Source organism: Streptococcus infantis (assembly GCF_047464615.1).
GTDB lineage: Bacteria > Bacillota > Bacilli > Lactobacillales > Streptococcaceae > Streptococcus > Streptococcus infantis_Y.
On the sequence record NZ_JASHBO010000003.1, the window covers coordinates 78513 to 93588 of the forward strand.

The following is a 15076-nucleotide window of genomic DNA, read 5'->3' on the forward strand; positions in this document are numbered from 1 at the left end:
TGTAAGCCCTGTCAAGTAATATGTGTAAAATTTTTATATATAAAAAATCTTCTAGTGAAAACTAGAAGATTAGAGGATTTTCTGAGAAATTTATCTGAATTTTATCGTAGATTTTTTATATTTGATATCATTATCCAATAGCTTCAGTAAAGGCGTTACATATTCTGGATTTGGAAACTTAGGACCAAAAATTACCTTCTCAATTTGAATTGGGTTTTCCCGTTCTACATAAAGTTTACCAATTCCAGATTCTTTATCAATTTTTATTTTATCGTTACTTGGGTCTAGATTAGCATAGCGTAAGATGCGCAGTTCGTTTTCATATTTGTAATCGACAGATTTAAATAAGTAGCGAATTTCTTCGATACATTCAGAAATAGCATTTTGATAGTTCTCCTCCGTGACTTTTGAACCGATATCTAGTTTTTCTTTTAAACTATTCAACAATTTTTCTAATTCTTCTATTTCCGACTTCTCAAATAGTTCAGTTCGTTCTAGTTTTAAATTTTCCTTTATATGCTTAACATAGGCAATTCGGTAGAGATAATCACGATTCCCTTTTGAATCACTAGCTTTTTCTACAGAATTCGGTTCAGTTCCTTCATCATTAACAGTATCGACTGAATTTTCGCTTTCACTCCGAGAGATAGATTTTTCAAAACCACTATTTAATTCAGATTTCAGTAAATACATCTTATCAGAGAATTCTAAAATGTTTTTTTCTTGACGCCACGAAACATCATTGAAGGAAGTAAATCTAGAAAAATCATCTTCACGAAGTACTAGACAAACACCTTTGGCATCATCACCATACTGGGACCACATGGCCAGATCATCCGTTTTGTTTGTAAAACTCATTAAAAACCATGAGCTTGGTTCTAAGATATCTCGTCTATCTAAACCTAATATCTGTTCTATGACGATTCCTTCTTCAGGATCATTCATATAATTAGCATTATACAAGCGAGTTTTCCCAGATACCGAAAAAGTACTTTTCTTCTTTTCATTCTCCTCTTGATCTAACATAATTTGGAGAGTGCTTCCCTTGGTGTAGTGGCCGAATTTAAGCATCTGATTTTTATCTTCGTCTTTTAGCCCAAGTTGATACTTGATTTTTTGAACAAGTTGATAAATAGATAGCAAGTTCTTTAGTTCACTCGAGTCTTCTTTATAACGTTTTACCCATGTTTGTAAAATAGCATATTTAGTATTCTTTAAAAGACCTTCTTTTAGGATAAAGTTGAATAGCTTGTACTCCTCTCTATAACAAACATTATCATCATGAAAAAATAGATCATCAAAATTTTGTAACATAAATTTGGAGAACTGTTCATAGAGTTTTTTAATTATTTTTGTGGTTTGCAGACGTTCGCTTAACTCTGTTTGGTGTTCAAATAAGCTTGCTAAGACCGTGCTATATATAAAAGCAATTTCTTCGGATTTTGGAAATTTTTGCTGCAATTTTTCTAATTTCTCGACAGTAGCCTCGATTTTCTTTAACTCGGTCTGCTTGATTAATAAAACGAACAAAAATCTAGCATACTGTAAAGCTATGTCATGCGATTCAAGGAATTTTTGCTGCAATTCCTGTAATTTCTCAGCAGTAGTCTCCAGTTCGTCCAATACGGTCTGCTCGAACGATAAAAGGACCAAAGTCCTAGCAAATGCTTCTGCTATATCATGTGATTCAGGGAATTTTTGTTGCAAATTCTCTAATATTTCAGCAGTAGTCTCTAGTTCCTTCAACACAGTCTGCTTAATTGATAAGTTGAACAAAATCATAGCAAATGCTTCTGCTATATCATGTGATCCAGGGAATTTTTGTTGCAAATTCTCTAATATTTCAGCAGTAGTCTCTAGTTCCTTTAACTTAGTCTGCTTATTTGATAAATTAAATAAAACCAGGGCATACGGCAAAGCTATATCATGTGATTCAGGGAATTTTTGTTGCAAATTCTCTAATATTTCAGCAACAATCTCAAGTTTATTCAACACGGTCTGTTTGCTTGATAAAATGAACAAAAACCTAGCATAGTGCAAAGCTAAATCATGCGATTCAAGGAATTTTTGCTGCAATTCTTGTAATTTCTCAACAGTAGCCTCCCGTTCCTTCAACGCAGTCTGCTCGATTGATAAATTAGCTAAAATCTTAGCATACTGCAAAGATAAATCATGCGATTCAGGGAATTTTTGCTGTAATTCCTGTAATTTCTCAACAGTAGCTTCGAGTTCCTTCAACACAGTCTGCTCGATTGATAAATTAACTAAAATCTTAGCATAGTGCAAAGCTATATCATGCGATTCAGGAAATTTTTGCTGCAATCTCTGTAATTTCTCGACAGTAGCTTCGAGTTCTTTTAATACAGATTGCTTGCTTGATAAAATGAACAAAAACCTAGCATAGTGCAAAGCTATATCATTCGATTTAGGGAATTTTTGTTGCAAATTCTCTAATTTTTCAGCAGTAGTCTCCAGTTCCTTCAACACAGTCTGCTTGGTAGATAAAATGAGCAAAATCCTGGCATACTGCAAAGCAATCTCTTCATATTCTGGAAATTTCTCATAAATTATTTTTGCTTTTTTTGCTAGAGCTTCACAGGCAGTCTTATCGGTCTCCTCTGCTGATAAGTCAAGGAGCTTACCTAACTCTGCTATACTTTGTTCCAAATTGTATTTCTGTTCATCCATACTATGTCCTCACTTTGAAATAGTAATTATTGCTAGTTAAAACTAATCTGCCTTTTCGTTTCTTAATTAGTTTCTACATATTTTATTATATCAAAAACCACATTTTTCTCCTAGTATATGTATGATGCTTTTTAAATATATACTCATACAAAAAAACCAGACTCAGTCTGGCTTTCAAAGTGTGTTTGTTTGTGGTAACTTCTAAAAACTTTCTAAAGGATTTTATCCGCTCGATCCACCATAAAGAGGGCGATTGTCATGATGATATCAATTACTAGAAGAATCAGTACCGCTGGAACCCAAGACTGGAACATGTTAAAACTGTAACCAAAGAGAGTTGGTCCAAAGGCAGCTAGAATGTAACCACCGGTCTGGGCAAGTCCAGATAATTGAGCCGTTTTTTCAGGCGAGCTTGTTTTAATAGAGAAGCAAACCATGAGATAGGGGAAAAGTGCGCTACAGGCCGTGCCAATCAAGAGGTGAGCCATCAGCCAATAAAAGAAATTACTACTTGGGTATAAAAGCATAGCAATTCCTAACATACCAGCCAGAGAGATGACTGCTAACATGATTTGACGGTGACGATTTGACAAACGCGTCGTTAAACTTGGAATGGTCATGGAGAAGGGAATGCTAATTAGTGAAAAGATAGAAGCCAGAAGTCCGGCATCCGTATGAGCTAGCCCTGCACTGATGGCCATGGTTGGTAACCAGGTCATGCTGGTATAGAAGAGTAGGGACTGAAGTCCACCGAAGACAATAATAGCCCAAACTTGCTTGCTTTTTAGGATATTCTCTTTTTCTTTTTTCTCTTCATGCCCTTCTAGAAAATGATTGTGGCCATGGTTGGGGAACCAGACCAATAAGGTTAGCAGGCAGACCATGGACAGACAGAGAATCAGCCCCTTCCAAGATGTTGCCTGAGTAATGGGTACAGAGAGGTAGGAAGCTAGTGCTGTCGCGATTCCCATAGTCGTCACATAAACCGTTGTCAGGAAGCTAATCTTTTGTGGGTAGTTTGCCTGAATCATACTAGGAAGAAGTACGTTAAAAATAGCGACACTTGCTCCGATGAGTAAGGTTCCCAGATAGAGAAGGGGAAGATTGAAGATACGAATCACTGAACCGATGGTTAAGACGAGGAGGCTGTAGGTAAAAAGATGCTCAAGTCCAATCTTTTGAGCCAAACGCGTCGCAAAAGAGGAGAAAAGGGCAAACATCAAGAGAGGGAGACTGGTCAAAACACCAAGTGAACTAACTTCCACGCCTAAATCTTGGGCAATATCTCCCAAAACAGTTGGTAAAGCTGTGAAAGGAGCTCTTAAGACCGCTCCGATTAAGATAATTCCTAGAATAAAAAAGAGTGATCGTTTGTTCATGTGCACCTCAATAAGCTGATTTTGATAACAGCTTATTTTAATTTTTTTTCCTAAAGATGTCAAGTTGACCTGACGTGATTCGCTACGTAGCCGATAGAAATCATAGAAAATAAGGACAATATATTTACTAGTTTTTTTCTGGGATTCAAATAAAAATAGGAAAGTCTGAAAAATTGTGATAAAATAGTGAAAGAAAATATATACATTGGAGAAAAACTGTGTCTGAAAATCGGAAATTTAGTGTCTTGATGTCAGTCTATATCAAAGAAAATCCTACCTTTCTAGAAGAAGCGGTAGAGAGTATCTTACATCAAACGCTTAAGCCTAGTGAAGTGGTTATCGTTGAAGACGGTCCATTGACACCTGAACTCTATCAAGTGTTGGAAAAATTGGTAGCACAGTCAAGTATTCCAATCAAACGTTGTCCACTGGAGCAAAACCGTGGTCTGGGCTTGGCACTACAGTATGGTGTTTTGCAGTGTCAGTATGATGTCATTGCCCGTATGGATACGGATGATATTGCTGTTGAAGATCGCTTCGAGCAACAGTTTGACTTGATGGAAAAGGGGAAATTGGATCTACTAGGCGGTCATATTGCAGAATTCATCAATCAACCTGATGAAATTGTTTCTTACCGTCGTGTGCCGATTAAGCACGAAGAGATTATCGCCTACCAACGTATGAGAAGTGCTTTTAATCACATGACTGTTATGTTTAAAAAAGAGATGGTTCTCAAGGCAGGTAACTACGAAGATGGGCTCTATATGGAAGACGATTTGCTCTGGCTCAATATGATTAGTGCTGGTGCTCGGACTGGAAATGTGGATCAGATTCTTTGTAAGGTACGCGTGGGAGCAGGGATGTTTGAACGCCGTGGTGGCCTTCGCTATCTTAAACTCTATCGTCAGGCACGTCAAAGAATGCACGCGCGTGGACAGATTTCTTATGGTGAGTATCTGAAAAGTGTTTTAATCCAAGTTGTCGTTGCCCTATGTCCAGGCTTTGTCCGACAGTTTATCTTTTTAAAACTATTGAGAAAAAGTAAATAGCTAATTAGTTTAAAAAAATGTCTTGTAATTACTAGAAAATGTGATTTTGTGTAGGAGGATACCATTCACATGAATAAAAAAATGACAGATTATGTAATTGATCTGGTTGAAGTGTTAAATAAACAACAAAAACAAGTCTTTTGGGGGATTTTTGATGCTGCCAGCATGATTTCCTCAATCATTGTTTCTTACATCTTGTTTTATGGATTGATCAATCCAGCTCCTGTGGACTATGTCATCTATACAAGCTTGACCTTCCTTTTCTATCAAATCATGATTGGATTCTGGGGGCTCAATGCTAGCATTAGTCGTTATAGCAAAATCACAGACTTTATGAAGATATTCATCGGAGTAAGTGTCAGCAGTGTCTTGTCCTATCTCCTTTGCTATGCCTTCTTGCCACTTTTCTCTGTGCGTTTCATCGTTCTCTTTATCTTGCTCAGCACCTTCTTGATCTTGCTCCCACGTATTACTTGGCAGTTGATCTATTCAAGACGCAAAAAGGGTGATGGAGAAGGGGAACATCGTCGTACCTTCTTGATTGGTGCGGGAGACGGTGGAGCTCTCTTTATGAACAGCTACCAACATCCTACGAGTGATCTTGAGTTAGTGGGTATTTTGGATAATGATGAAAAGAAAAAAGGTCAAAAACTAGGTGGAATCCCAGTCTTAGGATCTTATGAACAGTTGCCAGAACTCTCTAAACGTCATCAGATTGAAAAAGTTATCGTTGCGATTCCTTCTCTTGATCCATCCGAGTATGAGCGTATCCTAAAAATGTGTAACCAACTTGGCTTGAAGTGTTATAAGATGCCCAAGATTGAGTCGGTTGTACAAGGATTGCATCCTCAGGTAGGTGGTTTCCAAAAAATCGATATTACTGACCTTTTGGGACGTAAAGAAATTCAACTAGATGAGTCACGCCTAGGCTCAGAAATTACTGGAAAAACGATCTTGGTGACAGGTGCAGGAGGTTCTATCGGGTCTGAAATTTGCCGTCAGGTTAGTCGTTTTAATCCAGAGCGCGTGGTTCTCTTGGGTCATGGGGAAAACTCTATTTATCTGATCTATCATGAATTGATTCGTAGCTTCCAAGGAATTGACTATGTTCCTGTGATTGCAGACATCCAAGACTACGATCGCTTGCTTCAAGTATTTGAGCAGTACCAACCAGCCATTGTTTACCACGCTGCTGCCCATAAGCACGTGCCAATGATGGAACGTAATCCAAAAGAAGCCTTTAAAAATAATATCCTCGGAACTTACAATGTTGCCAAGGCAGTTGACGCCGCTAAGGTACCGAAGATGGTTATGATTTCGACCGATAAGGCCGTTAATCCACCAAACGTAATGGGAGCTACCAAACGTGTGGCAGAGTTGATTGTTACAGGATTCAACCAGCGTAGTCAATCTACCTATTGTGCGGTTCGTTTTGGGAATGTTCTTGGTAGCCGTGGTAGTGTGATTCCAGTTTTTGAGCGTCAGATTGCAGAGGGTGGTCCAGTGACTGTGACGGACTTCCGTATGACTCGTTACTTTATGACCATTCCAGAAGCTAGCCGTTTGGTGATCCATGCAGGAGCTTATGCTAAAGATGGGGAAGTCTTTATCCTTGATATGGGAAAACCAGTTAAGATTTATGATTTGGCCAAGAAAATGGTTCTTCTTAGTGGACGTACTGAAAATGAAATTCCGATTGTAGAAGTGGGGATTCGTCCAGGTGAGAAACTCTATGAGGAGTTGTTGGTATCTACTGAATTAGTTGATAATCAAGTCATGGATAAGATTTTTGTTGGTAAGGTTAATGTCATGCCACTTGAAGTCATCAATCAAAAGATTGAAGAATTCCGTGCTTTGCAAGGTTCAGAGTTGAAGCAAGCTATTATCGGTTTTGCTAACGAAACAACTCACATTCATTAAAAAAGATAAAGGTATGATTCCTAGCTTCATGTTAGAGGTAAGTGGAATCATACCTTTTATTGATAACTGCTACTCCTTTACCAATTTTTGAACAAACTTGTCAATGTTGAACATTTATGGTAAACTAAATTTACACTATTTGAAAATCAAAGTAAATGAGGTCTGCATCGTTTGACTGTACTTAGATATGGTTTATAACGAACTTTCTAATTTGCTCTTTCATTTTCATTTCGTATGAATTAAAAAAATAGGGAGTAACTTATGATTAACGCATATAAGAATTTCTTTAAAGGTTATGTAGATTTTACAGGCCGTTCAACACGCTCAGAGTATTGGTGGATTTGGCTGATGAATCATATCTTGTTCCTACCCCTGTATATTCTTATCTTCAATAATGAGATAAACCAAGGGCCTTCTCTGAACTTTACTTTAGTTATATTGGTTGTCAGTATTTATGCCATTTTGGCTCTACTCCTTTTGTTGCCTACTTTAGCGTTAAAGATTCGACGTTTGCGTGATGGAGGTTTCCACTGGGCCTTTATCTTCCTTCACTTTGTTCCAATGGTCGGACGTTTTGCTCTATTAGTTCTGCTAGCGATGCCAAGTAAGGAAGTAGAAATAGTAACAATCAATAGACCTAAAGAAGTTGAAAGCGAAGAAGTTTCCCCTTTTGAATAATTGGACGAATACGGGGAATGTCATTCTCCTCATTATGATCAGACAAAAAGCTCCCAAACCTAACTTTTAGGCTGGGAGTCTTTTGTTTAACGTTTTAATTGTAGATGCTGTAAAATGTCTGTTGGGTGGTGAGCAATCCAGTCAGGATGATAGGTCATGAGCTCCGTTTCATCGCCAAATCCCCAAGTAACCGCTAATTTTTTAATGCCAGTTTCTTGGGCGCCAATCATATCAAACTTGGTATCTCCGATAATAACAACTTTTTCTGGCTCCAAGTTATGAGTTGTCAAAGCTTGACGGATGACATCTGCCTTGTGTAGGGCTTGAGGGCTTGAACCATAAATGCCATCAAAGAAGTGGTCAATCCCAAAATTGCTAGTCATGTCAACTGCGGTTGGTGTATTCTTCGTAGTAGTGATATAGAGAGGATAATGCTCAGCTAGTTCTACGAGTAAATCTTTGATATGTGGAAAGAGTTGGGCTTCGTAAACACCCTTTTCCTTATAGTAGGAGCGATAAAGCTGGATAGCTTGCTCAATCTGCTCAGTTGGTAAGCAAGTGGCAAAGCTGGTTTCTAGCGGAGGACCCATAAAACCACGAATAGTCTTGGCATCCGGACTTGTCACTCCCAGTTGCTCAAAGGTATAGGTGAAACCATTGTGAATGCCGATAGAACTGTCCACGAGTGTTCCATCTAAATCGAAAAAAATAGCAGAAATTGATGACATATACTCTCCTAGTTATTTTGAAATTATTCGCCGAAGATTTCTTTTTGAAGGCGACGGCCTGTCGGTGTGGCAGCGAGGCCTCCCTCAGCAGTTTCACGGAAGGCAGTTGGTAGGCTAGAACCTACTTGATACATGGCGTCAATGACCTCATCAACTGGAATTTTGGATTCAATACCAGCTAGGGCCATATCGGCTGCGATAAAGGCAAAGCTTGCTCCCATAGCGTTACGCTTGACGCAAGGAACTTCAACCAAGCCTGCAACAGGGTCGCAAATGAGACCGAGCATATTTTTAATGACAAAAGCCAAGGCCTGACTAGCTTGATAGGGACTTCCTCCAGCAGCTAAGGTCAGAGCAGCGGCGCTCATGGCAGAAGCAGAGCCAACCTCTGCTTGGCAGCCTCCTTCAGCTCCTGAGATAGAAGCGTTGTTAGCAATGATGAGCCCGAAAGCGCCAGCAGCAAAGAGAAAGTCTAGTTGTTGCTCATGGGTTAAATCCAACTTTTCAATAGCAGCAGTGAGAACGGCTGGAAGGCAGCCTGCACTACCAGCAGTAGGTGTTGCACAGACCAGTCCCATCTTGGCATTGTGTTCATTAACGGCGATAGCATTACGGGCTGCAGACAAGACAGTGAAGTCTGATAGGGTCTTTCCTTTTTTGATGTAGTGGTCAAGCTTGGCAGCATCTCCACCTGTCAAACCGCTACGAGATTTTTTTTCACTAAGACCAAGCTCAACTGAAGCTTTCATGACTTCAAGGTTGCGCTCCATGAGAAGGAGAACTTCTTCACGTTCACGACCTGTTAGCTCAAACTCGGTCGTAATCATGAGCTCAGCAACATTGCCTTGAAAATCAAGTTCGGCTTGTTCGACTAATTCTTTGATAGAGTAAAACATATTTTCTCCTATTGAAAGAAATTGACATTATGCAAATGAGGAATTTTACGAATCTCTTCGATAGATTCGTCACAGTTGCGACTATCAACTTCGATAATCATAATGGCTTTCTCACCAGCTTTTTCTCGGGTTACATTCATTTGGGCGATGTTAATGTCAAAGCGAGAGAGGGCCTCTGTTACGTGAGCGATCATACCAGGAACATCCTGATGAACGATGATAATGGTAGGGGTGTTCATGTTGAGGGATACGGCAAAGCCATTGAGCTCTGTTACCTGGATATTTCCACCACCGATTGAAATTCCTGTCACACTGATGGTCTTGTGCTCATTCTTAACAGTGATTTTCGTAGTATTTGGGTGAGGAGCGTTACTGTCTTTCTGGATGGTCCAAACGATTTTGATTCCACGCTTATGGGCAATTTCTAAACTATTTGGAATTTCTGGATCATCTGTGTCCATTCCCAGGATTCCAGCGACAAGGGCGAGATCAGTTCCGTGCCCTCGATAGGTTTTTGCAAAAGAATTAAAAAGCTGGAACTCGACCTCGGTTGGAGTATCGTCAAAGATAGAAGAGACGATTTTACCGATACGAACAGCTCCTGCCGTGTGACTACTAGATGGGCCAATCATGACTGGGCCAATGATATCAAAGACAGATTGAAAACGAAGTGATTGCATCTGTTTCCCCTTAAAAAGATTCTTAACTCTATTATATCAAAGATTAGATACAAGCGCTCAATTCCATGATAAAATATCTAAAATCCCCATAAAGCCTATAAAATCAAGCCTTTTGTAACAAAAAGAGGCTATTTAAGTGAAATAAAACATAGTCTTGTAACATTTCTACATAAAACCGTCAAGAAACAGTAATAATAGTAGGGTATGATGGAAATATAAGAAAGAAGGAGAATCTTTTAATATGAAATCAACAACTAACAAAATTAAAACAGGACTTGTAGGAGTAGCAGCAGCGCTTGCTTTCCTTGCACCATCACTTACTTTTGCACAAGAAACAACAACTTACACAGTAAAATCAGGTGACACTCTATCAGGAATCGCTGAAAAATACAATACAACTGTTGAAAAATTGGCAGAAAAAAATAAGATTAAAGATATTCATTTGATCTATGTAGACCAAGTATTGGTTATTGATGGTGAAGCACCAGCAACTTCAACTACTTCAGCTGCGACAGCAGAAGCTCCAGTAGCAGCACTTGCAGCTACTGAAACAACAACTTATGAAGCACCAGCAGCAAGCGTAACTGTAGCAGAAGAAACTGTTGCTACAACAGAAACTTCATCATCAACTTCAACTGTAAGCGGATCTGAAGCAGAAGCTAAAGAATGGATCGCTCAAAAAGAATCAGGCGGTAGCTACACAGCTACAAACGGACGTTACATCGGACGTTACCAATTGACAGATTCATACTTGAACGGTGACTACTCAGCTGAAAACCAAGAACGTGTAGCAGATGCCTACGTTGCAGGACGTTACGGTTCATGGACTGCAGCTAAGAACTTCTGGCTTAACAACGGTTGGTACTAAGAACTGACGAACAAAATAAGATGCAAAAGTCGAGGGATTTCCTCGACTTTTTTATATTTCCTTTGCTTGATAACAGGTCTCTACTTCCTTTTTGAGGTGAGATAGCATTGAGGTTTCATCAGTTAACTCCATAAGGGAGAAGCCCTTTTGAATAAGATGATTATTACCAGTGCAAATACCTATTCGAACATAAGTGATTGCCAAAATATCGTATCTTTTCTTTTTCTTAGCGTCCTCTAGTAAGGTGTAGCAGATTTGTTGACAGGTATTTTTATCTTGATTGTACAAGTAGATGGTGGACAGATTGAGTAGGATTGCCACTCGTAATTCATATAAATGTTGATAGTTTTTATAGACTTCCAAGCGTTGCAATATTTTTCCAGTGATGAGATGGAGGTGTTCAATGGGAAAACTGAAAAGAATGGTATTGAGGATTTTCAGGTCACTCTCATACCATGTATCTTGTTTTTCAATTTTTTCCCAAAGTTTTGTGATAGTCTGTTTTACTTGGTTTGACAGTTGCTCTGTACCATGTTGACGGATATGAATGACAATTTCTAGCATATCCCTTATTTCTTCTATAGGCAGGTCGTAGTGGGTCTTGAGATAGTCTTGGCATGTTTCAAAAAAATTAACTAGACTACTACTGCCAATGATAGAAGTCATATTGAGATAAGTTTGCATGATTTCTGTTCGTTGGCTCGGTTGATAGAGATGGCAGATGTAGTCAAACTCTTCAAAACTCATATTGATTTGACGGAGAAGAAATTCCATATTTTCATATTTGGGAGTTGCCTTGCCGCTTTCAATCTTTGATAGGCTGGTTCTTGAGATGACATTTCCACAGACCTCTTCTTGGGTCAATCCTTTTGACTCGCGTATTTCTTTATAGACCTTTCCGAAATCATAACGCATAATTTTCTCCTTTTCGTGAAAAAAGTTAACAAATAATAAAATCCTATTAAAAATATTGTATCATAATAACAGGAATAGTAAAAAAGAAAACTAAAATATTGTGTGAAAAAAGTTAACTAATTTTAAAATAGAGTAAAGAAGAGGTATACTGTATATACAAAATACAGGGAGGAGGGAAAAAGTATGAATAAAAAAGTTTTTCGCTTTTTAGTTATTCTTGCTTTCTTATTCAGCATTGCTACGGTTTTCCCATGGAAATGGCCGATATAATGCGCTAGTTGTAAAAATGAAAGGAAGGTGAGTCCAATGGATTATTTAGTGATTACATAAGATTTTCTGTGAATGTTAATTTCGTTTTAAGGTAGTTATTCTATAAATTTGAATTCATTATAATTTTGATTTTTAGTTTATCATATTTGGTTTCACAGAAAGTATATCATATCCCAAATTAAAGAAAACAATACAATACAACATGTTTTTCATTTTGTATTGTGTCGTAAGTGGAGCGAAAGGATTGGATTGTAATAATGAAAAAACCAGATACTAAAACAAAGTTATTTGCAAGTATATGTGCTACGTTAATGATTGGTGCAATGGCTGTCTCTGCTAGAGAAATTTCGGACTACGATATGATTATGCCGAGATTCGGAGGTCGTACAGTGACTGACTCATTATATAAAACAAATCAATCAAGAGGAGTAAATAATAATACATCAATCGGTGGTGGTTATACAATGCACTGTGCTATTTTTAGAGGTGACGCTCAAATGACACATACATATTCTGCAGGCAGTGGAGATAGGATTTATTTGAATTATAATAGTCCATCAGATGCAGAAGGATCTAATCTTAGATTGGGTGGATGGACAGGGTTCTCAACATATGTTAAAGTTCAAACCAGCGGTTCATGGAGTCCTGATGAGTATTAAGAGCTAGAATATAGGTTTGTATATTTGGGGGTGAGCATGTTCGCTCATCCCATTTGTTTTATAGGAGAGAAGTATGGATTACAAGGTCAGTATGTTTTTAAAAGGGATGAAAAATAAGCAATTCTTTTTAGCAATATTAATTATTTTAACTTCTATGATATTTTCTGTAAGTACATTTATTGAAGAGGGGATGGAGTATTTTTTTAATCATGATTATATTGTGGCATTTTTACAAGGTTATAATGGTGATAGGTCGTTGTTAATAGTTTTGGCACCTCTTATTGCAACAATTCCTTTTGCGTCACAGCATATCGAAAATAGAAAAAGTGGAACAATGAAATATATTGTATCAAGGATGGGATATAAACAGTATTTTAATTCTATTTTTATAATCAATGGATTCATATCATTTACAACATTTATTTTTGGAATGTTATTATTCTTGATAATGTCAATTTTATTTTTTAATAGAAGTATAAATATGGATGCTTATTATGCAATAACAAAAGTTTCTATTTATGAATCAGCAGTGAGGACATCTCCGTTATTTTATGTAGTAATAATCATTTTACATTGTTCCTTTGTTGGCGTTGCATATAGTAGTGTTGGATTGGCGATGTCATACTTTATTAAGAGCAAATTTGTTGCATGGTTATCCCCATTTATTTTAACGACAATAGGATCATTGTTTGCGATGTTTTTAGGTCTTACTAAAATTGAACCAATGGCAATTTTTGATGTTTCAAGAGTAAAAGGAATAAGCGTAATATTTGTTTTTGTATACTTAATCCTTATAGTAGTAATATCATATTGGATATCGTATAAAAAATTTAAAAGGGATATAGAAACTGATGAAGAAATTTAAAGAATTAAAAAATAAAGAAGATTTTTATATAGGTTTTATATATTTATTAGTTGCTTTTGCTATATTAGCAAATTTTAGTCAGCTGATAGTATTGAAATATAAATTTGGGAATTTTCATTTTGGTGAGCTGATTCTTATCATGTTTAATGATTCCTATACTGGATATTTCACCTTTCCGTTTTTATTAGCTTTCATAATGATGCTACAAAGCCCAGTTGAACAAAATATATTTTTTGTACTAAGTAGGTATTCAAGTAGAAATGATTTTTATAGAAATAAGCATTTCAAAATTTTGAAAAGTGTAATTTATTATGTGGTTAGTATTTGTATATTTTCCACCATAGTAGGAATAGGAGATTCTAACTTTGGCATCGGCATTTCAACAGCCACAAAAAAATTTTCAGAAACGTATTTATTTGGAAATTTTGAAACGAATATAGTAATTTATGAGATAGTAAAGATAATAATTTTACAAGGATTGTTGCTATATTTCTTTTCCCTGCTCCATGCACTTTTAACACAGTTTAGAATATCACAATCGTTAGTATTTGTTATCTATACGGGCACTTTGATTGTAATGGCGGGTTCAGCATTGGGCTTTTTAGGAGAACATCTGAGAGCATTTTCATTGTTTTCCATTTCTGGCTCAGTGTATGGTTACGGCATAAATTTCATTGGTAGATGTGGGATATTGGTATTTGTTGATGCAATGTTGCTTCTATTAAATTTTAAAATATTTGAAAATAAAGATATTACATTACCTAAAGGAAGTAAGCAGTATCAAAATGAGTAAGGAGTTGAAACGTATGGATTGTATAAAAGTAGATCATCTTTCAAAAATATTTGGGAAAAAGTATGTTATAGATGATGTTAGTTATGTTTTTGAATCAGGTAAAATATATGGAATTGTAGGAACCAATGGATGCGGGAAAAGTGTATTATTTAAAATGCTTTCAGGATTAATGAAACCTACTACTGGTAAGATTACAGTTGGGAGTGTAATTGTTGGGGAAAATGGATCTATGCCACTTGATGTAGGGTTACTTATTGAACATCCGGGATTTTTGCCTAGTCTAACTGCATTAGAGAATTTAGAGCAATTAGCTGCAATCAAAAATAAAATTACTAAGAAAGAGATTGAGGAAGTATTGAATAAGGTAGGTTTATATCAGGATAAAGATGTAAAAGTAAAAAATTATTCATTAGGCATGCTACAAAGATTAGGGATTGCCCAAGCATTGATGGAAAATCCTAAGATTTTACTCCTAGATGAACCATTTAATAGTATGGACTATGAAGGTGTAGAAGAACTTAGAAAAATAATTAAGAGTTATGCTCGAAAGAATCATATTACTATGTTGGTCACATCTCACAATAAAGAGGATATTGAAGTATTATCTGATATTGTTCTTGAATTGAAAAACGGTAAATTAGTTGAGACATCTAACTTTTAGTAATGGTAGGTGGCTAACTTTATTATA

At 36.9% G+C, this 15076-nt stretch carries 14 protein-coding genes; 8 read left to right on the forward strand and 6 right to left on the reverse strand.

Annotated features, from left to right (window positions below):
* Nucleotides 1-90: 90 nt before the first annotated feature.
* A complete protein-coding gene (locus tag QM450_RS02530; protein ID WP_414319561.1) occupies nt 91-2688 on the reverse strand; it encodes a hypothetical protein in 2598 nt (865 codons plus the stop codon).
* 212 nt (nt 2689-2900) lie between these two features.
* Nucleotides 2901-4067, reverse strand: a complete 1167-nt coding sequence (locus QM450_RS02535) for a CynX/NimT family MFS transporter (RefSeq protein WP_414310781.1) — start codon at nt 4065-4067, stop codon at nt 2901-2903.
* 218 nt (nt 4068-4285) lie between these two features.
* Between QM450_RS02535 and QM450_RS02540 the strand changes: the two genes are divergently transcribed.
* From QM450_RS02540 to QM450_RS02550, 3 genes are all read left to right on the forward strand, one after another.
* Nucleotides 4286-5116, forward strand: coding sequence for a glycosyltransferase (locus QM450_RS02540; RefSeq protein WP_414310782.1), 831 nt, complete (start codon nt 4286-4288; stop codon nt 5114-5116).
* A 69-nt stretch (nt 5117-5185) separates the two neighbouring features.
* Nucleotides 5186-7036, forward strand: a complete 1851-nt coding sequence (locus tag QM450_RS02545) for a polysaccharide biosynthesis protein (RefSeq protein WP_001035795.1) — start codon at nt 5186-5188, stop codon at nt 7034-7036.
* A gap of 261 nt (nt 7037-7297) precedes the next feature.
* On the forward strand, nt 7298-7714 hold the full coding sequence (locus tag QM450_RS02550) for a DUF805 domain-containing protein (RefSeq protein WP_414319562.1): 417 nt from the start codon (nt 7298-7300) through the stop codon (nt 7712-7714).
* 86 nt (nt 7715-7800) lie between these two features.
* Here QM450_RS02550 and QM450_RS02555 read toward each other — a convergent pair whose 3' ends face one another.
* From QM450_RS02555 to sdaAB, 3 genes are read right to left on the reverse strand one after another with little or no spacing between them, the layout of a single operon-like run.
* Nucleotides 7801-8442: an HAD hydrolase-like protein gene (locus QM450_RS02555; RefSeq protein ID WP_414319563.1), complete on the reverse strand. Its 642-nt coding sequence runs from the start codon at nt 8440-8442 to the stop codon at nt 7801-7803.
* 23 nt (nt 8443-8465) lie between these two features.
* Nucleotides 8466-9338, reverse strand: coding sequence for an L-serine ammonia-lyase, iron-sulfur-dependent, subunit alpha (gene sdaAA / locus QM450_RS02560; RefSeq protein WP_414318132.1), 873 nt, complete (start codon nt 9336-9338; stop codon nt 8466-8468).
* An 8-nt stretch (nt 9339-9346) separates the two neighbouring features.
* Entirely contained in the window at nt 9347-10018 is a 672-nt protein-coding gene (gene sdaAB, locus QM450_RS02565; protein WP_001191178.1) for an L-serine ammonia-lyase, iron-sulfur-dependent subunit beta, read from the reverse strand.
* Nucleotides 10019-10259: 241 nt separating this feature from the next.
* Between sdaAB and QM450_RS02570 the strand changes: the two genes are divergently transcribed.
* Nucleotides 10260-10886: a LysM peptidoglycan-binding domain-containing protein gene (locus QM450_RS02570; protein WP_414318133.1), complete on the forward strand. Its 627-nt coding sequence runs from the start codon at nt 10260-10262 to the stop codon at nt 10884-10886.
* Between the two features lie 51 nt (nt 10887-10937).
* Here the strand turns inward: QM450_RS02570 and QM450_RS02575 are convergent, their stop codons facing one another.
* Nucleotides 10938-11801 carry a helix-turn-helix domain-containing protein gene (locus QM450_RS02575; protein ID WP_414319564.1) on the reverse strand — a complete coding sequence of 288 codons (864 nt, stop codon included), beginning with the start codon at nt 11799-11801 and terminating at the stop codon, nt 10938-10940.
* 527 nt (nt 11802-12328) lie between these two features.
* Here QM450_RS02575 and QM450_RS02580 point away from each other — a divergent pair.
* The 4 genes from QM450_RS02580 to QM450_RS02595 all read left to right on the forward strand — a co-directional run bounded on the left by QM450_RS02580 (nt 12329) and on the right by QM450_RS02595 (nt 15049).
* Nucleotides 12329-12730, forward strand: coding sequence for a hypothetical protein (locus QM450_RS02580; RefSeq protein WP_414319565.1), 402 nt, complete (start codon nt 12329-12331; stop codon nt 12728-12730).
* Between the two features lie 73 nt (nt 12731-12803).
* The gene (locus tag QM450_RS02585) at nt 12804-13595 is read left to right on the forward strand and encodes a hypothetical protein (RefSeq protein ID WP_414319566.1); all 792 of its coding nucleotides are present in this window, start codon (nt 12804-12806) and stop codon (nt 13593-13595) included.
* Nucleotides 13582-14388, forward strand: a complete 807-nt coding sequence (locus tag QM450_RS02590) for a hypothetical protein (protein WP_414319567.1) — start codon at nt 13582-13584, stop codon at nt 14386-14388. Before QM450_RS02585 ends, QM450_RS02590 begins: the two co-directional genes overlap by 14 nt.
* A 13-nt stretch (nt 14389-14401) precedes the next feature.
* Nucleotides 14402-15049, forward strand: a complete 648-nt coding sequence (locus tag QM450_RS02595) for an ATP-binding cassette domain-containing protein (RefSeq protein WP_414319568.1) — start codon at nt 14402-14404, stop codon at nt 15047-15049.
* Nucleotides 15050-15076 lie beyond the last annotated feature (27 nt).

What these genes read in the sequence shown, in the direction of transcription:
- QM450_RS02530 (WP_414319561.1), bottom strand. Translation starts at nt 2,688, where the DNA reads ATGGATGAACAGAAATACAATTTGGAACAAAGTATAGCAGAGTTAGGT.
- QM450_RS02535 (WP_414310781.1), bottom strand. Translation starts at nt 4,067, where the DNA reads ATGAACAAACGATCACTCTTTTTTATTCTAGGAATTATCTTAATCGGA.
- QM450_RS02545 (WP_001035795.1), top strand. Translation starts at nt 5,186, where the DNA reads ATGAATAAAAAAATGACAGATTATGTAATTGATCTGGTTGAAGTGTTA.
- QM450_RS02550 (WP_414319562.1), top strand. Translation starts at nt 7,298, where the DNA reads ATGATTAACGCATATAAGAATTTCTTTAAAGGTTATGTAGATTTTACA.
- QM450_RS02555 (WP_414319563.1), bottom strand. Translation starts at nt 8,442, where the DNA reads ATGTCATCAATTTCTGCTATTTTTTTCGATTTAGATGGAACACTCGTG.
- sdaAA (WP_414318132.1), bottom strand. Translation starts at nt 9,338, where the DNA reads ATGTTTTACTCTATCAAAGAATTAGTCGAACAAGCCGAACTTGATTTT.
- sdaAB (WP_001191178.1), bottom strand. Translation starts at nt 10,018, where the DNA reads ATGCAATCACTTCGTTTTCAATCTGTCTTTGATATCATTGGCCCAGTC.
- QM450_RS02570 (WP_414318133.1), top strand. Translation starts at nt 10,260, where the DNA reads ATGAAATCAACAACTAACAAAATTAAAACAGGACTTGTAGGAGTAGCA.
- QM450_RS02575 (WP_414319564.1), bottom strand. Translation starts at nt 11,801, where the DNA reads ATGCGTTATGATTTCGGAAAGGTCTATAAAGAAATACGCGAGTCAAAA.
- QM450_RS02580 (WP_414319565.1), top strand. Translation starts at nt 12,329, where the DNA reads ATGAAAAAACCAGATACTAAAACAAAGTTATTTGCAAGTATATGTGCT.
- QM450_RS02585 (WP_414319566.1), top strand. Translation starts at nt 12,804, where the DNA reads ATGGATTACAAGGTCAGTATGTTTTTAAAAGGGATGAAAAATAAGCAA.
- QM450_RS02590 (WP_414319567.1), top strand. Translation starts at nt 13,582, where the DNA reads ATGAAGAAATTTAAAGAATTAAAAAATAAAGAAGATTTTTATATAGGT.
- QM450_RS02595 (WP_414319568.1), top strand. Translation starts at nt 14,402, where the DNA reads ATGGATTGTATAAAAGTAGATCATCTTTCAAAAATATTTGGGAAAAAG.